This is a genomic window from Pseudomonas sp. fls2-241-TYG-175 (assembly GCF_030209155.1).
In the GTDB taxonomy this organism is placed as follows: domain Bacteria; phylum Pseudomonadota; class Gammaproteobacteria; order Pseudomonadales; family Pseudomonadaceae; genus Aquipseudomonas; species Aquipseudomonas viridiflava.
Genome location: NZ_JARVSO010000003.1, coordinates 30,360 through 51,426, shown reverse-complemented (window position 1 = coordinate 51,426; position 21,067 = coordinate 30,360). Strand labels below are relative to the sequence as shown.

Below are 21,067 nucleotides of genomic sequence, written 5' to 3'. Positions count from 1 at the left end.
TCCCACGCTCTGCGCTCATCGTTATACACAAGTCGCGATGAGCATCTGGAGCGAGCACTATTTCGACCGTGGGAGCGGACTTGTCCGCGAAAGCTGGTACATTCGATGAAGATGCAGCGTATGAAATGCAGTATTCGCGGACAAGTCCGCTCCCACTTTCAGATACCGCATCCTTCAGGTCGATTTGTGTATAACGATGAGCGCTCTGCGTGGGAATGCCTCTCAGGACGCTCCGCGTCCGCTCTCGAGTGTGGCGCAGATGTGTGCCACATTCGGGAGCGTTATCCACGTCATGCGCTCGGCTAACTGAATCCCCAGTCTGTGCGATCAGTGTTGACGCAGACTTGTGTATAACGCTGAGCGCGGAGCGTGAGCGCGATCAGCAGGAGTCCTTCAGACCTTGTTCGTCTCGTGCATGCGCGCCAGTTGACGCTCCAGCATGGACGGGTAGGGTTCCATCAAGCGTTCTACACAGCAGGCACCTTCCGGGCTTGCGATAGGGCGGATGCGGGCGCGTTGACGGATCAGAGGATCGTCGTTGATCTTGCGCTCAACCAGCAGCAGGTTGCGGCTGTGTTGCGACAGCGCCAGTGCGTCCTGCGCGGTTTCAGTCAGCAACAGGTCGATCTGACTCAGACCGCCCAGGCCTTCACCCAGCGTCAGGCCCAGTTGCAGCTGCAACGTGATGCCGCTGTCGGCCACCTCGATCTGCAGGGCATGACTCAGCGCACGCAGCAGTTCGCCGCAGCAGATGGCATTGGTCAGGTAGTCGTCGCCGCTTTCCTGGCTGTGGAACAGCATCAGCGTGCTGCCATCGTTCAGGGTGTGCAGTTCGCTCTCGTACAGCGAGGCGGCTTGATCAAGGCAGTCGCGGTAGCGCTGCAGCAGTTCAGTCAGACGGGCACGAGGCAGGCGACGCAATTGGTCCTGCGCGCCCAGCTGTACCGCCAGAACGGCGCTGTGCTGAGGTTCGCTCGACACCACCGGAGCGGCAACCGGGCGGGCAGCGGGCGCTGAGCCTGCGCTGTCGGATGTGTCGCGCAGCTCGGCAAACGGATCATCGCCGTCGTCATCCTCATCTTCCTCGGCAACGATACGGCGTTGAACCGGTGGCGCAGGCAGTCGAGGCTTGGCCACAGGTGCGGTATCGCGCGCAGAGAAAGAGGGACCCGGTTTTTCGTCCGGCTCCAGATAAGGATCGTCGCCTTCGTCTTCCTCTTCGTACTCGGGTTCCGGCACGGGTTCAGGCTCTGGAACGGGCGGGGCGAAGGACGTGCGCAACTGACGCGCCAGATCACCGATTTCATCCTGGCGATCGGTTGCCGGCGTGTAGGGATCGATATCGCGCAGCCAGATACGCATCTGCATCAATGGCGTAGAAATGTGGCGACCCAGACGCAGACTCAAAGCCAGCGCCAGCGCCAGCAGAATGCCCGCCAGGATGCCCATGCTTTGCAGGCTGATGGTCATCGGCTGCTGGAATTGCGACATGTCGAGGCTGATGCGCAGGTGGCCCGCCATCACGTCCTGGAACGTGATCTTGATCTCGTACAGGCCCTGGGCTTCACCCAGAAGCCCGTTTTTCGGGCGCTGGCCGGCTTCGGCAAGGATGCGGTTATCCACGCTGTAGATCGCGGCATGCGCCACCAGCGGGTTTTTGACCAGATTGCCCAGCAGCACGTTGAGACTGAGGATGTCGTTGGACACCAACAGCTCGGTAGCCGAGGTGGCGGTCTGGGTCGTCAGGGCCTGCCCCAGTGCGTCGGCCTGTTCATGCATGGCCTGCTTGAACTGCAGGCCCATGACACCGGCGTAGATCACCAACGCCAACGCGACCAGGATCACGTTATGGCTGGCAATGCGCAAAGCGATCGGTACACGGCGGTGACGCAGGGCACGAAAGATGAGCAGGAAGAAATTATCGGTTTTAACGGGCGTGGGCCGGTTCACAGAGCACGGCTCTTTCGGTGAAGTTGCCGGGCAGTATAACGACCGACCTTGTAGCGGCAAAGCGCTGCCTGTGCCCGGTGGTCACTGAAAGTGGTTAGAATGCGGTTTTTTTCCACTGCGGGGGTGCGCCTTGCGCGAAATCGTCCTGATTAACATCACCGGTGTAGACCGTCCCGGTCTCACTGCGGCCATCACCGGCGTCCTCGCCCAGGGTGGCGTGAACATTCTCGATATTGGTCAGGCGGTGATCCACGACACACTGTCGTTCGGCATGCTGGTTGAAATTCCGGGTACCGAGCAAGGTTCTTCCGTGCTCAAGGACATCCTGTTCACGGCCTACAAGCTGGACCAGCAGGTGCGCTTCACGGCGGTGTCCGAAGAGGATTACCAGCACTGGGTCGAAGGTCAGGGCAAGGCGCGTCATATCGTGACGCTGCTGACCCGCAAGGTGACGGCCGAGCAATTGCAATGCGTGAGTTCCATCACGGCCAAATACGGATTGAACATCGACCAGATCGATCGCCTGTCCGGCCGCATGCCCCTCGATACGCCAGCCGACAAGGGCAAAGGCTGCATCGAGTTCTCCGTTCGTGGCGAACCCGGTGATATGAAGGCCATGCAGGCGGAGTTTCTCGCCGTCGCGCAGGACCTGAACGTCGATATCGCGTTCCAGCAGGATTCGCTGTTCCGTCGCAATCGTCGGCTGGCGGTCTTCGACATGGACTCGACCCTGATCGAAGCCGAAGTGATCGACGAACTGGCCAAGGCAGCGGGTGTAGGCGAACAGGTGTCCGAAATCACCGAGCGCGCCATGCGCGGCGAACTGGATTTCAGTGCCAGCTTCAAGGAGCGTCTCGCGTTGCTCAAGGGGCTGGACGTCGGCGTGCTGGACGAGATTGGTGCTTCACTGCGTCTCACTGAAGGTGCCGAAACCCTGTTCGCGGAACTCAAGCGTCTGGGTTACAAGACTGCAATTCTCTCGGGCGGCTTCACCTACTTTGCCAAGCAGCTTCAGGCGAAGCTGGGCATCGATTATGTGTTTGCCAACGAACTGGCAGTGGAAGATGGCAAGGTCACGGGTGTGGCCGTCGAGCCGATCGTCGATGCCAAACGCAAGGCGGACCTGCTGCGTGAGCTGGCCCACAAGGAAGGCTTGAGTCTTGAGCAGACGATTGCCGTGGGCGACGGTGCCAACGACCTGCCGATGCTGGCGATTGCCGGGCTGGGCGTGGCTTTCCGCGCCAAGCCTCTGGTCAAGCAGTCGGCCAAACAGGCGATCTCGACGCTGGGTCTGGATGGCGTTCTGTATCTGTTGGGTTTTCGCGACCGCGAAGCCAGCCGCTGAAATCGCAATGTACGGCCGTGATCGCGTAAGAGATCGCGGCCGTTACAGCGAGCCCCACAGCGAATCGAACTCCTGCCCCGGTTTGGGTTTTTCGCTCTCGGCTGCCTTGGGCGCGTCGTAGATCTGATATTCGAACTGGTTGTAGCTGGCGCTGCTGATGCGGCGATTGCTCAGTGTCGCGCGCCGCTCTTCGCCATTGACGTTGATCATGACCTTGCTGTCGTCCTGAAACGGCAGGCGAGGTGCAAGCACGGTCGCCGGTTTGTCCATCGCCCGTACTTCCGGCAGCATAAGGGTGCGCAGGTACTGGCTGTTCTGCGATTCGCGGATCAGTTGCATGCCGCATGGCTGGGCAAAGGGCGCGATCAACTCGATGCCCATCTGCGTGCCGCCGCTGCGCACCTGCCTTACCCAGCGCACGATGGCGATGCTCCAGCCTTGCCCGGAGTCATCCTGAATGCCCACCAGCTCGCCGGCCTGTAACTGCTGCGGCACGTCCTTCTGCCACGCCAGGCAGTAACCGCCAGGGCTGTGGTTGACGATGTTCACATCAAACGTCGCAAAGGTGCGCTGTGCGTTGGAGGCGGAGTCGCCATCGGCGTCCGACTTCTGGTATTCGATTTCTTCGTAGGGCAGCAGAACCGATGAGGTATTGCCGCGCTGGGTATCGAACGCCGACGACCAGGGATCGTCGTCGTTCTCGTTGACCACCTTGAGCGCGAAATCGGCAATATGGCTGGTCGCATTCAGTTGCAGCAGTTCGCTGAACGACTTCTGCCCGGCAACGTAGTAATGGACCGCGCTCATACCGATGCACAGTTTCAGCGTGCCCTGGCCCACCGTGCGCTGGAAGGTCCGCTCGGCCACATCACCCCAGGCTGCTGCCAAATGTTGCAGCAGGTCGGTGTTGACGCCGGTGGGAATGAGCAGCTTGGCAGGACCGCGCTGATCGGCTGGCAGAGCAAGGTAATGATTGATTGCATCCGCCAGCGCCAGCGGCTGAATCCCCAGCATCCTGGGCATCTGCTCTTCGGTAAACAGCGTCCGATAAAGCGGTGGCTTGTCGCTGGCAGGGTCCAGAGCCAGCAGGCTGTGCTCGTCGGCGGGCACCTGCAGTGTCACCAGTGCGCTCCACGCTTCAAGCGCGTCGGCCAGCTTGCCGATGTTCAACTGGCGCATCTGATTGCAGCGCGAACACCCCATCAACAGCGCGATCACGTAGGTCTGCTCTGCGCTGAGCGTGCGGGTGTGATGCGCCAGAGGTTCGTCTACCTGGGTGCGATGCAACTGGAACTGACGGGCAATCTGGTAGAGCTGGTGAAGTTCGAGCCAGAGGCCTTCCTGCACCGGGCAATACAGTTGATTGGCACGAATCAGGGGACCATTCAGGCCATGCAGAGCCCGCTGCAACGCCATGGCCAGCATCGCGCTCTGGTCCTTGCTGTAGCGCGGGGCGATCTGCTGGATGACCTGCTTGTAGCCGGTTGCCAGATGGTTTTGCAGCGCCTGACAAAGATTGGCGACCTTGCGCGGGCGCTCATCGAGCACGATGGCCTGATTGAGAAAGTGCCGTTCGAGGTGCTTGCAGACGAAATAGACTTCGGGGCGCAACAATTCCAGCATCTGCAGGCGATTGTCGCTTGGGGTGATCAGTTGGTTGAGCTCGCTGAGCCCCTGATACAACTGACGGGCCATTTCACCGAGGTTTGCCTTGGGCAGTCGGGAGATCCAGCGTTTGAGGTCGCGGGGCGTGGGTTCACTGAATGACAGGCTCGACTGCGTTGGCGTGGGGGCACGCAACAACAGAGGAAGGCTCAAATTACTCATGTGACAGGTGAACTCCAACGACTCTCTGGCCCGGACGGCGACTCCATGCTGGCAATGAGCCACATCCTTCGGTAGGAGGATGTGGACCCGGTGCCACTGAAAAAGTGCAACGTATCCTTACGCACCGATGCTGTGACTCTACCAGTATCGGTGCAACCACGCAGCTATTATGGCCTGACGCCATCAAGCCTCGGTGGTTTGCTTCGCAGCGCCGAGCGCCTGCCCCATCTGAACCTTGGAGAGGGCGCTCAACTGCTCGGCCCACTTCACCTGGTTCGGTCCGAACAGCACGATGGCTGTGGAACCCAGCTTGAAGCGACCCATCTCGGCGCCTTTTTCCAGATGGATCGGTGCACGTGCGGCTTCGTCGTAGCTGAATGTCTTCAGTTCGCGCTTGGGTGGCGTGACCAGCCCGGCCCAGACCGTTTCAACCGATGCAACGATCATGGCGCCGACCAGTACGACAGCCATCGGGCCGCGCTCGGTATCGAACAGGCAGACAACGCGCTCGTTGCGGGCAAACAGCTCTGGAACGTTTTCGGCCGTGGTCTGGTTGACCGAGAAAATACGGCCAGGCACATAAACCATTTCACGCAGCGTGCCGGCCAGAGGCATGTGCACGCGATGGTAATCCTTCGGCGACAGATAAACAGTGGCGAACTCGCCGCCCATGAACGGCGCGGACAGTTTTGGATCGCCGCCCAACAGTTCAAGCACGCTGAAGCTGTGACCCTTGGCCTGGAAGATGCGGCCGTGATCGATCGAACCCAACTGGCTGATGGTGCCGTCGGCAGGCGAAAGCACCGCGCCCGGCGTGTTGTCCAGCGGGCGGGCATCGGCTTTCAATGCGCGAGTGAAGAAGGCATTGAAGTGCTCGTAAGCGGTCAGGTCTTCGACCAGTGCCTGCGACATGTCGACCTGATAGCGGCGAACGAACCAGGCGGTGAAGGCGTTCTTGAACCAGGTCACGCGGCATTCGGCAACCAGACCGGCAATACGGGACAACAGATGATGCGGCAACAGGTACTGGCTGAGGATAAACAAACGATCTTTCATGGGTATTCCTGAACTTGATAAGGAAACGGGCGGTGCTCGAAAAGATGAGCACGGCCCTGGTCATTTTTCGACAGGCGTGTCCGGGTGGTTGCCCCATTCGCCCCATGAGCCGGCATACGCCTTGACCCGGGGATAGCCCAGCGCCTTGGCCACCAGATAGGTGAAGCCGGAGCGGTGATGAGTCTGGCAGTGGGTGATCACTTCCTTGTCGGCTGTGATGCCCAGGTCCTGCAGAATCTGTGGCATGTCATCGCGAATGCGCAGTTGGCGTGCCTTGTCCATGCCAGCCGTCCATTCGAAGTTGACGGCGCCCGGTACATGCCCGGCCTTGGCCGCCAGCACTTTCTCACCCGAGTATTCGGTAGGTCCGCGTGCATCCCAGATGGCCAGATCGGCAGCGCCCAGTCGGCTTTGCAGGTATTCGCGGGTCGCCGTCGGCTCGTCGTGCAGCTTTAACGCAACCGGGCCGCCCGCCATTGGCGGAACGTCCCGGGTCAGCGGCAGTGACTGGGCTTCCCAGGCCAGCAGGCCGCCGTCCACATAGTGATAGCGATGGTGGCCGATCACGTCCAGCAACCAGATGAAGCGCCCGGCCCAACCGCCGCCTTCGTCGTCATAGACAACATAGACGGCATCGGGGTTGTGGCCCAGTTCGCCGAACAGCTTTTCCAGATCGGAGTGCGCGGGTAGCAGGCCGGGCGCAGGTGGCTGGCCGAGTTGAGTGCGCTTGGGATCAACGAAGCGAGCGCCAGGGATATGCCCTGCGTCGTAGCGAGCGCTGCTGGTCAGATCCACCAGAATCAGTTCCGGGGCATCAAGGCGCTCAAGCAGATCGTTGGGCTCGATGACCAACGGTAAGCCAGCGAATACGGACATTTGCAGCCTCCGATGAAAAGAAAGATGCGAATTGTACGCCAGGCCTCAGGCTTTGCGATGACTAAAGATGCCCAGCGCGCGTTCAATGCATTGCGCGGTTTTTCCGAATGCCTGAACGGAAATTTCCGACAGTGCACCGCCGCCCTGATCAGCGACCACCAGCATCATGACTTTGCCGTTGCTGCTCAGGGAGCGAATCAGCCAATGCTGACCGCTGAACAGCGTTTTGAGCGGCGCAGGCAGCAGGGCAGAAAACTGGGCGATGTTGGCAGGTGTCATGCGCAACTGTGTCGGCTGGGTCAGGAGCCGTTGCAGCACGGTGCTTTCCTTCACGAACAGCTGCATCGCTGCAGCCTCGGGCGCCAGTCCTGCAGACTGATGCACGCGCAGCGCTGTTCCGGTCTTGTCCATCATCAACAGCATGACCCGCTGCATGCCGCAGGCCACAAGCGCTTCGCGTGCGGACGTGGTCAAGTGCATGGCATTGATGAACGGCGTAGGGTCCTGCAGCAGTTCGGCGCATTGCTTGCGCCAGAGCTGCAGAGCGTCGGCCGAGGGCGGCGGCGCTGGTTCGTTGTCTCGCCTTACGCGGCGCGCATCCCACGGCCAGATCAGTGATTCGGCCGGATGCCACAAGTCCTTTTCGTTGTGATGGCGTGCGCTGCTGGCCGCATTCTGGTGGGCCTGCTGTTGCACGTCACCCAGAGGCTGCTGCAGGTACAGGCTGGTGAGCCGCTCCCAGCGCAGGCAATGCGGGCTGTTCCACGCATGCTGCGCAGCCAGCGCCAGTCCGTTGCCCAGCAGTACCGTGTTGGCGGGCTGGTTGAGCCAGCGGCGCAGGTTGGGGTCGGCATCCATCAGCTGCTGTTGCAGCAGCGGATCCTGATCTTCGCGCGCGATTCGCAGCACCTTGACCAGATCACGCCGCTCGTTGAGCAGCAGTTTATAGCCACGGGTCACCCAGACCGGCAGGCGCCAGAACTCGGCGAGCGCCAGCGCCAGTTCCAGCAGGTTGACGCCGAACAGTTCCTTCTCGACGGCAATGCTGGAATGGCCTTTGTGAATGACCCGCAGTTCCAGTTCCTCGAGCAGCTTTGGATAGGCAAGCGCCATCGGCCAAAGCGGTGCCAGAAACAACAGGCTGCCCAGATGAATGTCCTGCCACAGTCGCGCCAGACGGCTGGCGAACAGCCCGTTGGCCTGTTGTGTGGCGTGCTGACTGATCAGGATCAACTGACGGAAAGCGGCCGGAATTTCTTCCGGCGGCTTGGCGGGCAAGCGACCCAGCAGCACCTCCGTGCGTGCCAGACCCAGTCGGTTGATCGCGATTTCCAGGCTCTCGGCCTGTTCAGTGATGCCGTGCGTATGGTGATTGGCCTCGCGCATCACGCTGAGCACCAGCGCAGGACTTTCCTGCATCATTTCCGCAATTTCACGCAACGAGCGGCGACTGTCATTGAGTGCCGCACGAACCCGGTCGTGGTTGGCCGCAGGCACGGGCAGATCGACGCCGTCGAGCAGTCTGACCCAGGATTCAAGCGTCTTTGGAGCCGGCGGATGTGGAACATGCGTTGTCGACATTCGATGCCCTGTGCAGCTGATTTTCGAGCTGGGAGGCTGCCAGCGTTCTGGGGCGCGACAGCCTTTTTCGATCCCGCGATTCCGGGCGGAACTGGTTTTTTAGCAAGAACTGCCTATAGTCTGGCCCAGTTAGGCCGATAAGGAGAAGAAGAGTTTCAAGAACTTCCGGACTGTCCCTGAACCCGACTCAGTAAAGTATTTTCTCCTATGGCTAAAATTATCGGCATCATTGTCGTTTTCGCGAGTGTCCTCGGCGGATACGTCCTGTCTCACGGCAAGATCATGGCCCTGTTTCAGCCCTACGAGGTGTTGATCATCGGCGGTGCTGCGCTGGGTGCATTTCTGCAGGCCAACCCTGGCCACATGACCATGCACGTGTTCAAGAAGTCGCTGAAAATGTTCGGCACACGCTTCACCCACGCCTATTACCTTGAGGTGCTGGGGCTGGTTTACGAGATCCTCAACAAGAGCCGTCGCGAAGGCATGATGGCGATTGAAGGGGATATCGAAGAGCCTGCCGCAAGCCCCATCTTCGCCAAATACCCAGGTGTATTGAAAGATGAACGCATGACGGCGTACATCTGCGATTACCTGCGCATCATGTCCTCGGGCAACATGGCTCCTCACGAACTGGAAGGCCTGTTCGACATGGAGCTGCTGAGCATGAAGGAAGAGCTCGAGCATCCGTCGCACGCCATCACCGGTATTGCCGACGGCATGCCCGGTTTCGGTATCGTCGCGGCGGTACTGGGGATCGTGGTGACCATGGCGTCCCTGGGTTCGGGCGACAAGGCGGCCATCGGTATGCACGTAGGTGCGGCACTGGTGGGTACCTTCTTCGGTATTCTCGCGGCTTATGGTTTCTTCGGTCCGCTGGCCACTTCCCTGGCTCACGATGCCAAGGAAGAAATGAACGTCTACGAATGCATCAAGGCTTCTCTGGTGGCCTCGGCCTCCGGCATGCCGCCTTCGCTGGCCGTCGAGTTCGGCCGCAAGGTTCTGTATCCGCTGCATCGCCCCAGCTTCAGTGAGCTGGAACAAGCGGTTCGCGGTCGCTAAGCCATGGAAAATAATCAGCCGATAATCATCAAGCGCGTCAAGCGCTTCGGTGGAGGGCATCACGGCGGCGCCTGGAAAATCGCCTTTGCCGACTTCGCGACGGCAATGATGGCGTTCTTCCTGGTGCTGTGGCTGATGTCGTCCGCCACGCCCGAGCAGTTGATTGCCGTGGCCGGTTACTTCAAAGATCCGGTCGGGTTCTCCGACAGCGGTTCGCCCTATGTGATCGACCTGGGCGGCTCGCCGGAAATGTCGCCCAACCAGACGCTCAACCCTGAAGTGAAGACCACGCCTTCGCCGGATACGGTGCCGATCGAGTCCGACACCTCGGAATCCAAGGCTGAAGAGGTCGAGCAGGAACGTCTCGAAATGCTTCTGCAGGAATTGCAGAACAAGGTCGAAGAGAACCCGCAACTGCAGAAGTTCAAGGACCAGATTCTGTTCGAGATCACGCAGGACGGTCTGCGCATCCAGATCATGGATGCTGACAACCGCCCGATGTTCGATTCCGGCAGTGCGCGCTTGAAGCCTTACTTCGAGGACATTCTGCTGGCGATGGCTGACACCATCAAAAGCGTGCCCAACAAGATCAGCATCAGCGGTCATACCGATGCCACGCCGTTCGTAGGCAATGGCGGATTCGGCAACTGGGAACTGTCGGCCAACCGGGCCAACGCTGCGCGCCGTGCTCTGGTTGCAGGCAGTTATCCGGATCCGCAGGTGGCCCGCGTGGTCGGTTATGCCTCATCGGCGCTTTATGACCGTGAGAACCCGACCAACCCCGTGAACCGTCGTATCGATATCGTTGTGCTGACCAAGAAGGCCCAGGAACGTATTGAAGGTGCTCAAAACTCTGGTGGTGCCCCGCAGGTGCCTGCTGCTCCGGCAGCACCGGGTGCAGTGCCTGGCGCTTCGACGGCGCCAGCGCCGGTCGATCCGCAGGCCTATGCCCAGCCCCATGAGATTCGGCAGAAGCTGAACATCTTCGATCAGGGCACGCTGAAGGTCGAGCCGACCCAGAACTGAGTCCTGACATCTACAAAAATGCCGCGATCATCGCGGCATTCTTGTTTTCGGCAGAACGTCGGTGCAGACAGGTATCAGTAGCTGTCTTCCGGCAGGCTGGCGATGATCGAGCGATAGCTGTTCATGCGTTGCTGCTGAACGCGTCCGTCTTCGAGGGCCTTGAGCAAAGCGCAGCCCGGTTCGCGGTCGTGCTTGCAGTCGCGGAAACGGCATGTGCCGATCAGGTCGTTGAACTCGATGAAGCCCGCTTCCACGTCGGCGCGGCTGACATGCCCCAGTCCGAATTCACGGATGCCGGGCGAGTCGATGAGGTCGCCGCCACGCGGAAAGTGGAACAGTCGCGCAGTGGTTGTGGTGTGCGTGCCCTGACCGGAAAGCTCCGACAACGGGCCGACACGCGTCCCGACTTCAGGCAGCAGGCTGTTGACCAGCGAGGACTTGCCCACGCCGGACTGACCCACGAACACGCTGATATGGCCATCCAGGCGCGCCTGCAACTGCTGCATGCCGTCGCCGTGATGCGCAGACACTTCCAGCACCGGGTAACCCAGCGTGCGGTAGACCGCCAGCAAGGCGTTGAGCGCAGGAGCGTTCTGCTCGTCGATCAGGTCAGCCTTGTTGAGCAGCAGCAGCGGATGAATCCCGGCATGCTCGGCGGCGACCAGATAACGGTCGATCAGGTTGGCATGCGGCTCGGGCATCGGGGCGAAGACAATGACGATCAGGTCGACGTTGGCTGCTACCGGCTTGAGCTGGCCCCGTGAATCCGGACGGCACAGTTCGGTGGTGCGGGGCAGTTGGGCGACGATGACGCCGATGCCCTGATTGCCGGCGCGCCAGACCACGCGATCACCGGTCACCAGTGCGGGCAGGTTGGCACGCAAGTGACAGCGGAACACCTGGCCTATCTGTTCGCCTTCCTGGGCCTCGACTTCGACCTGAACGCCGAAGTGGGCGATCACCAGACCGGTCTGTTCCGGGCCGAGGTCACCGCCTTCGAGTGTTTCGAGCGCGACAGACTCGCGTTTCGCAGCGCGGGCAGCACGTTCGCCCTGAATCTTTTCGATGCGCCAGTTCTGACGACGATTGAGTTGGCGTTTGGCCATGGGTGTTCCGATGTGATGTAGCAGATGAATAGGCAGTACGTTGAATCGGGCGGCAGTCTAGCACGGCCGGGTAAGCTAAACTGCGCGCCTACGCTGAGGAGTCGTCATATGCAGAACAAGCAGAACCTTATCTGGATCGACCTGGAAATGACCGGTCTGGACCCTGACACCGATGTCATCATCGAAATGGCCACGATCATCACCGATAGTGAGCTGAACACCCTGGCCGAAGGTCCGGTACTCGCGATTCATCAGAGCGATGAGACGCTGGCGCGAATGGACGAGTGGAACACCCGTCAGCACGGCGGCTCGGGCCTGACCCAGCGCGTGCGTGAAAGCACGGTGACGATGGCGGATGCCGAGGCGCAGACTCTGGCCTTCATCATGCAATGGGTGCCTGAGCGCAGTTCGCCGATCTGTGGCAACAGCATCTGCCAGGACCGTCGCTTCCTGTACCGCCATATGCCGACCCTGGAACACTACTTTCACTACCGCAATCTTGATGTCTCTACGCTCAAGGAACTGGCCGCGCGCTGGTCGCCGAACCTCAAGTTCCAGAAGGGCAGTACGCACCTGGCGCTGGACGACATTCGCGAGTCGATTGCCGAACTGCGCTTTTACCGCGAGCACTTCATCAAGTAACACGTGAGGTCCCTGCAGCGAATGCATGTTCGCTGCACTCTTTCAGTGCATAAGCCTTTCGGCGCACAACGGCGCTGGTTAAACTGCGCGCCCTTGTCGCCGAGTCGTCACCATGTTGCTGATGCTTTACCTGATTGCGATCACTGCTGAAGCCATGACCGGCGCACTGTCTGCCGGGCGACGCGGCATGGACTGGTTCGGCGTGGTGCTGATCGCCTGCGTCACGGCGTTGGGTGGCGGTTCGGTACGTGATGTGTTGATCGGCCATTACCCGCTGACCTGGGTCAAACACCCGGAATACCTGGTGCTGACCAGCATTGCGGCGCTGGTGACCATTTTTATCGCTCCGCTGATGCGGCATCTGCGCTCGCTGTTTCTGGTACTCGATGCGCTCGGGCTGGTGGCCTTCACATTGATTGGCTGCATGACCGCGCTGGAAGCCGGGCACGGCATGCTGATCGCGTCGGTGTGCGGGGTGATTACCGGTGTGTTCGGCGGCATCCTGCGGGACATCTTCTGCAACGATATTCCGCTGATCTTCCGTCGCGAGCTGTACGCCAGCGTCTCGTTCCTCGCCGCGTGGTGCTTCCTGCTGTGCGGTTATCTGGAGTTACCGTCCGAACAAAGCGTGCTGATCACCCTGTTAGGCGGCCTGCTGCTGCGCCTGCTGGCGATCCGTTTCCACTGGGAAATGCCCAAGTTCGTCTACAAGGATGAGCCTTGATCTGATGGGCGCTCTAACGCGCGTGGGTGCGGGGGCTTTACTGATCGCACATGCGTCAGGAACGCCCATGCCTGCCCAGCGCCCACGCCACATGCTCTCTGACCATCTCGGATGGATAATCACGCCGGGCTTCCAGCGCTTCTATCACGGGAATGGTCGAAGGCGCGTTGCCCAGTCCGACCGCCAGATTTCTCAGCCAGCGTTCATACCCGGCACGTCGCAAGGGCGAGCCCTCGGTGCTGCTCAGGAATTTATCCTCATCCCACAGAAACAGCTCGGCCAACCCCGCATTGTCCAGGTTGTGGCGCGGCTGAAAGTCGCTCTGGTCGGTAGGGCGGGCGAAGCGGTTCCAGGGGCAGACGATCTGGCAGTCATCACAGCCGAATACCCGATTCCCAATCAAAGGTCGCAGCTCTTCGGGGATGGAGGTCTTCAGCTCGATGGTCAGGTAGGAGATGCAGCGGCGCGCATCCAGCACGTAAGGACCGACAAAGGCTGCTGTGGGACAGATGTCGAGACACGCCGTGCAGCGCCCGCAATGTTCGGTGGCGTGTGGCGGATCGACCGGCAGCGGGATGTCCACAAACAGCTCGCCGAGAAAGAAAAAACTGCCGGCCTTGCGATTGAGCACCAGCGTGTTCTTGCCGATCCAGCCCAGCCCGGCCTGTTCGGCGATCGCCTTTTCCAGCACCGGCGCGCTGTCGACGAAGGCCCTGAAGCCAAAGGGTCCAATGGCTTGCTGGATGCGCTCTGCCAGTTGCTGCAGGCGTTTGCGGATCAGCTTGTGATAGTCGCGTCCCAGGGCGTAGCGGGACACGTAGGCTTTTTCAGGCTCGGTCAGGCGCTGAGCCATTTCCGTGTCGCCTGGCAGATAGTCCATACGCAGCGATACTACCCTCAGCGTTCCCGGCACCAGCTCTTCAGGGTGGGAACGTTTGCTGCCATGGGCTGCCATATAGTCCATTTCGCCGTGATAGCCCGCTTCGAGCCAGCGCTGCAGATGCTGCTCGTGCTCTGCCAGATCGAGCCCGGAGATGCCGACTTCCTGAAAGCCGAGCTCACGGCCCCACGCCTTGATCGATTGCGCAAGGGTGACAAGGTCGTCAGCGGTGGGAAGTTCAGCGGTAATAGCGGACATGCGCAGAGAGAAACCAGAGACAAGGTGCGTATAATTCTGCCAGACATCGGAGCCTAGAGACGCATGTTAGACACGAAACCCGAATTACCCGACGCGCTGTACAGCGCTGCGCAGGTGCGTGACCTCGATGCCCGGCTGATTGCCGCAGGCACGCCAGGCTTCGAATTGATGCAACGTGCCGCGCACGCAACCTGGCGGGCGATCCGCAGGCGCTGGCCCGAAGCGAGCGAACTGACGGTGCTGGCCGGGCATGGCAACAACGCCGGCGACGGTTATCTGGTGGCCTCGCTGGCCCACAAGACCGGCTGGCAGGTGCGTGTACTGGCCGTTGGTGATCCTGCTGCGTTGCAGGGCGACGCTGCACTGGCCTACGCCGCTGCGTCGGGCGTCAATATCCAGCCCTGGGCCAATCAGGCCATGGCAGGCATCGTGGTGGATGCTCTCCTGGGAACAGGTCTGCAGGGTGATGTGCGCGATCCTTATCGTTCAGCTATCGAGGCGATCAATGCCAGCGGCTTGCCGGTGGCGGCGGTGGATATTCCCTCGGGGCTGTGTGCCGATACCGGGCATTGCCTGGGTGTCGCCGTCCGAGCAGACCTCACCGTGACATTTATCGGCCTGAAAATGGGCATGCTGACCGGCGATGCCCCCGACCTGATCGGGCAACTGATCTTTGATGATCTACAGGCCGACAAGGCCATCGTCGCCCAGGCGCCGGTGACCGCAAAACGACTCGACAAAACCAGCCTGCCTTTTCTGGCGCCTCGACCGCGCACGGCTCATAAAGGTATGTATGGTCGCGTGTTGGTCATCGGTGGCGATCACGGTTTCGGCGGCGCGGCATTGTTGAGCGCCGAAAGCGCGTTACGCAGCGGGGCAGGCATGGTCACGCTGGCGACCCGCACCGAACATGTGCCCGCCGCGCTGACGCGCATGCCCGAGATCATGAGCGCTGGCATCCACTCGGCCAACCAGCTCATGACGTTGATCGAGGCAGCCAGCGTACTGGTTGTCGGGCCTGGTCTGGGTCAGGACAGTTGGGGGCGCAGCCTGCTGTCTGCGGCAGCCAACGCAGATCGGCCGCAGGTCTGGGATGCCGATGCGCTCAATCAACTGGCAACCGGGCAGGTGGTCCTGCCGAAGAACAGCGTGATCACCCCGCATCCCGGTGAAGCGGCGCGCCTGCTGGGTATCAGTACTCAGGAGGTGCAGAACGACCGCGCCGCTGCAGCTCACGCGCTGGCGCGTAAATTCAATGCCGTCTGCGTGCTCAAGGGTTCAGGCAGCCTGATCGCTGATGTCGATGGGCGACTGGCGCTGTGTGATCGCGGTCACCCTGCCATGGCCACTGCGGGCCTTGGCGATGTGCTGGCCGGGCTGACCGGTGCGCTGATGGCTCAACACATAAGTGCGTTCGATGCGGCCTGTCTGGCGGTGTGGCTGCATGCCAGTGCCGGTCAGAAAATCGGTGCATCGGGGCGTGGCATGGCAGCCAGCGATATTATTCCCGCCATTCGTCAGTTACTGGAGGAGCTGAAACCGTGTCTGATTTAACGCTGCATGTGATTGGCGAAGAGGCCATGATGGCTTTCGGTGCACGCCTCGCGCAGGTCTCCGAGGGTGTAGGCGTCATTTTTCTGGACGGGGATCTGGGCGCGGGCAAGACCACGCTTTCGCGAGGCCTGATACGTGGATTCGGGCACGAAGGGGCTGTGAAGAGCCCGACCTTCACCCTCGTTGAACCCTACGAAATTGGGACGATCAAGGTTTTCCACTTCGACTTGTATCGTCTGGTCGATCCAGAAGAACTGGAGTTCATGGGCGTGCGTGATTACTTCGACGGTGACTCACTTTGTCTCATTGAGTGGCCCCAGCGTGGTGCAGGCTTTTTGCCAAAGCCTGACCTGACCATTACCATTAGCCCGCACGGAGAAGGTCGTTCCGTGATATTGAGCCCCACGGGTTCGCGTGGCGAACGCTGGTGTGCCACTTTGGCTTTGGAATTCAAATAGATATGGGGTTAGGTATGCGCATGCGCGCGCTGGTTACTGTAGTAGGTCTGCTGTTGATGGCCTTGGCTGTCGAAGCGCTGGCCGCTACGCAAGTACGAAGTGTCCGCTTATGGCGAGCGCCGGATAACACTCGGTTGGTATTCGACCTTTCAGGACCTGTCCAGCACAGCGTATTTACCCTGACTTCACCTGACCGTCTGGTGATCGACATCAATGGCGCGACATTGGGCGGACCGCTCAATGTGTCGACTGCTAACACGCCGATCACCAGCATGCGTTCTGCGCAGCGCACTGCGACGGATCTGCGCGTGGTCATCGACCTCAAAAAGGCCGTGACGCCGAAGAGCTTCACGCTGGCGCCGAATCAGCAGTACGGCAACCGCCTTGTGGTTGATCTGTTCGACAACGCAGCCGACGCCAACCCGACGCCAGTGCCGACGATTGCAGACACCCCAGCGAACACTGCGCCAGCGGTGCCGATCAGCCCGTCCAAGCCTGAAGTCAAGCTGACGCCGGTGCCCAACGGCAAGCGCGATATCGTGGTCGTGATCGACGCCGGTCATGGTGGTGAAGACCCGGGTGCTTCCGGCAGAGGCGGTGAGAAAGAGAAAAACGTGGTGTTGTCGATTGCACGTGAACTGCAACGGCAGATCAATGCCGAGAAGGGCTACCGCGCGGAGCTGACACGAACCGGTGATTACTTCATCCCGTTGCGCAAACGCACCGAGATTGCCCGTGCCAAAGGCGCCGACCTGTTCGTTTCCATTCACGCCGATGCTGCGCCTTCGACGGCGGCCTTCGGGGCGTCGGTGTTTGCCCTGTCTGATCGTGGTGCAACGTCCGAAACCGCACGCTGGCTGGCGGACAGTGAAAACCGTTCCGACCTGATTGGTGGTGCCGGTGCCGTGAGTCTCGATGACAAGGACCGCATGCTGGCAGGCGTGCTGCTCGACCTGTCCATGACGGCATCGCTGTCGTCGAGCCTGAACGTCGGCCAGAAAGTCCTGAGCAACATCGGCCGGGTGACTTCGCTGCACAAGTCCCGTGTCGAGCAGGCAGGCTTCATGGTGCTCAAATCGCCGGACATTCCGTCGATCCTGGTGGAAACCGGCTTTATTTCCAATGCCAACGAAGCCAACAAGCTGTCCTCGGCCTCGCATCAACAGGCACTGGCGCGCTCGATCAACTCCGGCGTGAAGCAGTTCTTCCAGCAGAACCCGCCACAGGGCACTTACATCGCCTGGTTGCGTGACAACGGAAAGCTGGCCCAGGGCCCGCGCAACCATGTCGTACGCTCAGGCGAAACGCTGGCCATGCTGGCCGCACGTTACGACATGAACATCGCCACATTGCGCAGCGCCAATGGCCTGAAGTCCGATGAGTTGAAAATCGGTCAGGACCTGCGCATTCCGAGCTCCGAGGTTGCAACACAGCCATGAATGAAGAAGCCGCCAGCAGCGACCTTCTGCTCGAAGGCATTGAGCCGCAAGTCGAACAGGCCATCCTGAACGCCGCTCGCATCGAACTGCTCAGTCCGCGACTGGCGAACCAGATTGCGGCGGGCGAGGTGGTCGAGCGCCCTGCGTCGGTGATCAAGGAATTGCTGGAAAACAGCCTCGATTCCGGTGCGCGACGTATTGACGTCGATGTCGAGCAGGCCGGTATCAAGCTGCTGAAAGTGCGCGACGATGGCAGCGGTATCTCTTCGGATGACCTGCCCTTGGCGCTGGCGCGCCATGCGACGAGCAAGATCCGTGATCTGGAAGACCTTGAGCGCGTGATGAGCCTGGGCTTTCGCGGTGAGGCCCTTGCATCGATCAGTTCGGTGGCACGTCTCACCCTGACGTCTCGCACCCGTGACGCTGGTCAGGCCTGGCAGGTCGAGACCGAAGGTCGCGACATGGCGCCTCGCTTGCAGCCTGCTGCGCACCCGGTCGGTACGTCCGTGGAAGTGCGTGATCTGTTTTTCAACACGCCTGCTCGCCGCAAGTTTCTCAAGGCTGAAAAGACTGAATTCGATCATCTGCAGGAAGTGATCAAGCGCATGGCGCTCGCTCGTTTCGACGTGGCCTTCCATTTGCGCCACAACGGCAAGACCATTCTCAGCCTGCACGAAGCCCATGACGACACCGCCAGAGCGCGTCGCGTGTCGGCCATCTGCGGCCCAGGCTTCCTCGAGCAGGCGCTGCCGATCGAGATCGAGCGCAACGGTCTGCATCTGTGGGGCTGGGTCGGGTTGCCGACGTTCTCGCGCAGTCAGGCTGACCTGCAGTATTTCTTCGTCAATGGCCGAGCGGTGCGCGACAAACTCGTCGCCCATGCGGTGCGTCAGGCGTATCGCGATGTGTTGTTCAATGGCCGTCACCCGACCTTCGTGCTGTTTTTCGAAGTCGATCCGGCGGCTGTAGACGTCAACGTTCACCCGACCAAGCACGAAGTACGCTTCCGTGATGGTCGCACCGTGCACGATTTCCTGTACGGCACGCTGCACCGTGCGCTGGGTGACGTTCGGCCTGAAGATCAGTTGTCCGGCAGTGCACCTGTGACAGCGATTGTGCGTCCGACCGGCCCCGAAGCGGGCGAGTTCGGGCCGCAGGGCGAGATGCGTCTGGCCAATAACGTGCTCGAACAGCCGCAGGGCGAGACCTATGCACGTCCCGCAGGCTCTGGCTCGGGCGGCGGCTATCAGTATCAATACTCGCCGCGACCTGCTTCGCCGGGTGCGCCAGTCGCCGAAGTGCAAAGTGCCTACCGCGAGTTTTTCGCGCCGCTGCCGGGCACCACGCCGACGTCGTTGCCAGAGTCGCCTGCTGATATTCCACCGCTGGGTTATGCGCTCGCGCAGCTCAAAGGCATCTACATCCTGGCTGAAAACGCCCACGGGCTGGTGCTGGTGGACATGCACGCCGCCCATGAACGGATCATGTACGAGCGCCTGAAAATCGCCATGGCCAATGAAGGCCTTAGCGGACAGCCGCTGCTGGTGCCCGAGTCCATCGCGGTCAGTCAGCGCGAAGCGGACTGCGCTGAAGAACATCTGGCGACCTTCCAGCGCCTGGGTTTCGAATTGCAGCGTCTTGGCCCCGAGACGCTGGCCATCCGACAGATCCCCGCCTTGCTCAAGCAGGCCGAGGCCAACCGGCTGGTCAGCGATGTGCTCGCGGACCTGATGGAATATGGCACCAGTGACCGGGTGCAAGCGCACATGAACGAGCTGCTGGGCACCATGGCCTGTCATGGCGCAATCCGGGCTAACCGTCGTCTGGCGATCCCGGAAATGAACGGCTTGTTGCGCGACATGGAAAACACCGAGCGCAGCGGGCAATGCAACCACGGTCGTCCTACCTGGACCCAGATGGGGCTCAACGATCTGGATAAATTATTCCTGCGCGGACAATGAATGAATGCTTTACCTCCGGCCATCTTTCTCATGGGGCCAACCGCAGCGGGCAAGACCGATCTTGCAATCGAACTCACCAAGGTCATGCCGTGTGAGCTAATCAGCGTCGATTCGGCGCTGGTCTATCGCGACATGGACATCGGTACGGCCAAGCCTTCCAAGGCGCAACTGGCCGAATTTCCGCACCGCCTGATCGACATACGCGACCCGTCGCAGAGCTATTCGGCGGCTGATTTTCGTACTGACGCACTGGCCGCCATGGCTGAAATCACCGCCCGGGGAAATATTCCTTTGCTGGTGGGCGGCACTATGTTGTATTTCAAGGCTCTATTGGACGGACTGGCGGATATGCCGGCGGCGGATGCACAGGTTCGGGCGCAGCTCGAAGCCGATGCGCTGGCCCGTGGCTGGCAGTGGCTGCACGATCAATTGGCGGTGGTCGACCCGGTGTCGGCGGCACGTATTCACCCCAACGATCCGCAGCGATTGATCCGTGCACTGGAGGTTTATCGCGTCAGCGGAACGAGCATGACCGCACATCGCGAGCAACAAACTGCGCAAAGTACCGAAGCAGCGGCATCGGGGCGTCAGCAATTGCCCTATACTGTCGCGAATCTTGCGATAGCTCCGGCTGATCGCAAGGTACTGCATGACCGCATCGCACTACGTTTTTTGCAAATGCTGGACCAGGGGTTTCTGGACGAAGTACTGGCATTGCGCTCACGAGGCGACCTGCATTCAGGTCTGCCATCGATACGAGCCGTCGGTTATCGCCAGGTCTGGGATCACCTGGATGGAAAGCTGACACGGGATGAAATGCAGGAGCGCGGCATCATTGCAACGCGCCAACTGGCCAAACGGCAATTTACCTGGCTTCGCAGCTGGGAGAATTTGCACTGGTTGGACAGCCTGGCCAGCGACAATCTGCCACGCGCCTTGAAATACCTGGGATCGGTCTCCATATTGGGCTGAGTCCTTGCAATAGCCGTCTATCCTTGGGGGGTGGCCGGTAAGCCAATCGAATTCGATTTATTATTTATTGATCCTTAAAGGAGTGCGGCACATGTCAAAAGGGCATTCGCTACAAGACCCTTACTTGAATACCTTGCGTAAAGAGAAGGTCGGGGTATCGATCTACCTGGTCAACGGTATCAAGCTGCAGGGCACGATCGAGTCTTTCGACCAGTTCGTCATTTTGCTGAAAAACACTGTCAGCCAGATGGTTTACAAACACGCTATTTCCACCGTCGTACCGGTTCGTCCGATTCGTCTGCCCAGCGCCACCGACGCTGACGGCGCCGATGCCGAGCCAGGTAACGCCTGAT

At 60.5% G+C, this 21,067-nt stretch carries 18 protein-coding genes; 11 read left to right on the top strand and 7 right to left on the bottom strand.

All coding sequences use genetic code 11. The annotated features are described in order from the left end of the window. Positions 1–393: 393 nt before the first annotated feature. On the bottom strand, positions 394–1,950 hold the full coding sequence (locus QRN20_RS02755) for a HAMP domain-containing protein (RefSeq protein WP_029243013.1): 1,557 nt from the start codon (positions 1,948–1,950) through the stop codon (positions 394–396). A 130-nt stretch (positions 1,951–2,080) separates the two neighbouring features. Here QRN20_RS02755 and serB point away from each other — a divergent pair, with 130 nt between their 5' ends. Next, complete coding sequence (gene serB / locus QRN20_RS02750; RefSeq protein WP_029243012.1) at positions 2,081–3,295, top strand: phosphoserine phosphatase SerB; 1,215 nt, start codon at positions 2,081–2,083, stop codon at positions 3,293–3,295. A gap of 42 nt (positions 3,296–3,337) precedes the next feature. Here the strand turns inward: serB and QRN20_RS02745 are convergent, their stop codons facing one another. From QRN20_RS02745 to QRN20_RS02730, 4 genes are all read right to left on the bottom strand, one after another. Continuing rightward, entirely contained in the window at positions 3,338–5,122 is a 1,785-nt protein-coding gene (locus QRN20_RS02745) for a cyclic-di-GMP receptor FimW-related protein (protein WP_122606957.1), read from the bottom strand. A gap of 183 nt (positions 5,123–5,305) precedes the next feature. Next, positions 5,306–6,184 (bottom strand): archaetidylserine decarboxylase, encoded by an 879-nt coding sequence (gene asd, locus QRN20_RS02740; protein ID WP_161987309.1) that lies wholly within the window; start codon positions 6,182–6,184, stop codon positions 5,306–5,308. A 54-nt stretch (positions 6,185–6,238) separates the two neighbouring features. Next, on the bottom strand, positions 6,239–7,054 hold the full coding sequence (gene rhdA / locus QRN20_RS02735; RefSeq protein WP_058431399.1) for a thiosulfate sulfurtransferase: 816 nt from the start codon (positions 7,052–7,054) through the stop codon (positions 6,239–6,241). Between the two features lie 45 nt (positions 7,055–7,099). After that, a complete protein-coding gene (locus tag QRN20_RS02730; RefSeq protein WP_285359985.1) occupies positions 7,100–8,635 on the bottom strand; it encodes an HDOD domain-containing protein in 1,536 nt (511 codons plus the stop codon). 207 nt (positions 8,636–8,842) lie between these two features. Between QRN20_RS02730 and motA the strand changes: the two genes are divergently transcribed. Both motA and motB read left to right on the top strand, forming a co-directional pair. After that, entirely contained in the window at positions 8,843–9,694 is an 852-nt protein-coding gene (gene motA / locus QRN20_RS02725) for a flagellar motor stator protein MotA (protein ID WP_004883544.1), read from the top strand. Positions 9,695–9,697: 3 nt separating this feature from the next. Continuing rightward, positions 9,698–10,720, top strand: a complete 1,023-nt coding sequence (motB, locus tag QRN20_RS02720) for a flagellar motor protein MotB (RefSeq protein ID WP_088236050.1) — start codon at positions 9,698–9,700, stop codon at positions 10,718–10,720. A 74-nt stretch (positions 10,721–10,794) separates the two neighbouring features. Here motB and rsgA read toward each other — a convergent pair whose 3' ends face one another. Further along, positions 10,795–11,826 carry a small ribosomal subunit biogenesis GTPase RsgA gene (gene rsgA, locus QRN20_RS02715; RefSeq protein WP_025996892.1) on the bottom strand — a complete coding sequence of 344 codons (1,032 nt, stop codon included), beginning with the start codon at positions 11,824–11,826 and terminating at the stop codon, positions 10,795–10,797. 108 nt (positions 11,827–11,934) lie between these two features. On the opposite strand from rsgA, the gene orn reads away from it, so the two are divergent. After that, complete coding sequence (gene orn / locus QRN20_RS02710) at positions 11,935–12,468, top strand: oligoribonuclease (RefSeq protein ID WP_004883550.1); 534 nt, start codon at positions 11,935–11,937, stop codon at positions 12,466–12,468. Positions 12,469–12,580: 112 nt separating this feature from the next. After that, a complete protein-coding gene (locus tag QRN20_RS02705; protein ID WP_122606955.1) occupies positions 12,581–13,192 on the top strand; it encodes a trimeric intracellular cation channel family protein in 612 nt (203 codons plus the stop codon). Between the two features lie 55 nt (positions 13,193–13,247). Here QRN20_RS02705 and queG read toward each other — a convergent pair whose 3' ends face one another. After that, positions 13,248–14,330 (bottom strand): tRNA epoxyqueuosine(34) reductase QueG, encoded by a 1,083-nt coding sequence (gene queG, locus QRN20_RS02700; RefSeq protein ID WP_025996893.1) that lies wholly within the window; start codon positions 14,328–14,330, stop codon positions 13,248–13,250. A 63-nt stretch (positions 14,331–14,393) separates the two neighbouring features. Between queG and QRN20_RS02695 the strand changes: the two genes are divergently transcribed. The 6 genes from QRN20_RS02695 to hfq all read left to right on the top strand — a co-directional run bounded on the left by QRN20_RS02695 (position 14,394) and on the right by hfq (position 21,066). Then, a complete protein-coding gene (locus QRN20_RS02695; RefSeq protein ID WP_122509752.1) occupies positions 14,394–15,884 on the top strand; it encodes an NAD(P)H-hydrate dehydratase in 1,491 nt (496 codons plus the stop codon). Beyond that, on the top strand, positions 15,872–16,342 hold the full coding sequence (gene tsaE, locus QRN20_RS02690; RefSeq protein ID WP_058431404.1) for a tRNA (adenosine(37)-N6)-threonylcarbamoyltransferase complex ATPase subunit type 1 TsaE: 471 nt from the start codon (positions 15,872–15,874) through the stop codon (positions 16,340–16,342). The genes QRN20_RS02695 and tsaE overlap by 13 nt, the downstream gene beginning before the upstream one ends. Positions 16,343–16,356: 14 nt before the next feature. Then, the gene (locus QRN20_RS02685) at positions 16,357–17,781 is read left to right on the top strand and encodes an N-acetylmuramoyl-L-alanine amidase (RefSeq protein ID WP_025996896.1); all 1,425 of its coding nucleotides are present in this window, start codon (positions 16,357–16,359) and stop codon (positions 17,779–17,781) included. Between the two features lie 62 nt (positions 17,782–17,843). After that, complete coding sequence (gene mutL / locus QRN20_RS02680) at positions 17,844–19,742, top strand: DNA mismatch repair endonuclease MutL (protein ID WP_163003935.1); 1,899 nt, start codon at positions 17,844–17,846, stop codon at positions 19,740–19,742. Next, on the top strand, positions 19,743–20,714 hold the full coding sequence (gene miaA / locus QRN20_RS02675) for a tRNA (adenosine(37)-N6)-dimethylallyltransferase MiaA (protein ID WP_043305006.1): 972 nt from the start codon (positions 19,743–19,745) through the stop codon (positions 20,712–20,714). Positions 20,715–20,805: 91 nt separating this feature from the next. Next, positions 20,806–21,066: an RNA chaperone Hfq gene (gene hfq, locus QRN20_RS02670; protein WP_002551819.1), complete on the top strand. Its 261-nt coding sequence runs from the start codon at positions 20,806–20,808 to the stop codon at positions 21,064–21,066. The last annotated feature ends 1 nt before the right edge of the window (position 21,067 follow it).

Bases quoted from the DNA above. Each gene is read 5' to 3' on its own strand.
- hfq (WP_002551819.1), top strand. From the start codon at position 20,806: ATGTCAAAAGGGCATTCGCTACAAGACCCTTACTTGAATACCTTGCGT.
- rhdA (WP_058431399.1), bottom strand. From the start codon at position 7,054: ATGTCCGTATTCGCTGGCTTACCGTTGGTCATCGAGCCCAACGATCTG.
- QRN20_RS02745 (WP_122606957.1), bottom strand. From the start codon at position 5,122: ATGAGTAATTTGAGCCTTCCTCTGTTGTTGCGTGCCCCCACGCCAACG.
- miaA (WP_043305006.1), top strand. From the start codon at position 19,743: ATGAATGCTTTACCTCCGGCCATCTTTCTCATGGGGCCAACCGCAGCG.
- QRN20_RS02730 (WP_285359985.1), bottom strand. From the start codon at position 8,635: ATGTCGACAACGCATGTTCCACATCCGCCGGCTCCAAAGACGCTTGAA.
- rsgA (WP_025996892.1), bottom strand. From the start codon at position 11,826: ATGGCCAAACGCCAACTCAATCGTCGTCAGAACTGGCGCATCGAAAAG.
- QRN20_RS02695 (WP_122509752.1), top strand. From the start codon at position 14,394: ATGTTAGACACGAAACCCGAATTACCCGACGCGCTGTACAGCGCTGCG.
- QRN20_RS02705 (WP_122606955.1), top strand. From the start codon at position 12,581: ATGTTGCTGATGCTTTACCTGATTGCGATCACTGCTGAAGCCATGACC.
- orn (WP_004883550.1), top strand. From the start codon at position 11,935: ATGCAGAACAAGCAGAACCTTATCTGGATCGACCTGGAAATGACCGGT.
- motB (WP_088236050.1), top strand. From the start codon at position 9,698: ATGGAAAATAATCAGCCGATAATCATCAAGCGCGTCAAGCGCTTCGGT.
- QRN20_RS02685 (WP_025996896.1), top strand. From the start codon at position 16,357: ATGCGCATGCGCGCGCTGGTTACTGTAGTAGGTCTGCTGTTGATGGCC.
- motA (WP_004883544.1), top strand. From the start codon at position 8,843: ATGGCTAAAATTATCGGCATCATTGTCGTTTTCGCGAGTGTCCTCGGC.
- queG (WP_025996893.1), bottom strand. From the start codon at position 14,330: ATGTCCGCTATTACCGCTGAACTTCCCACCGCTGACGACCTTGTCACC.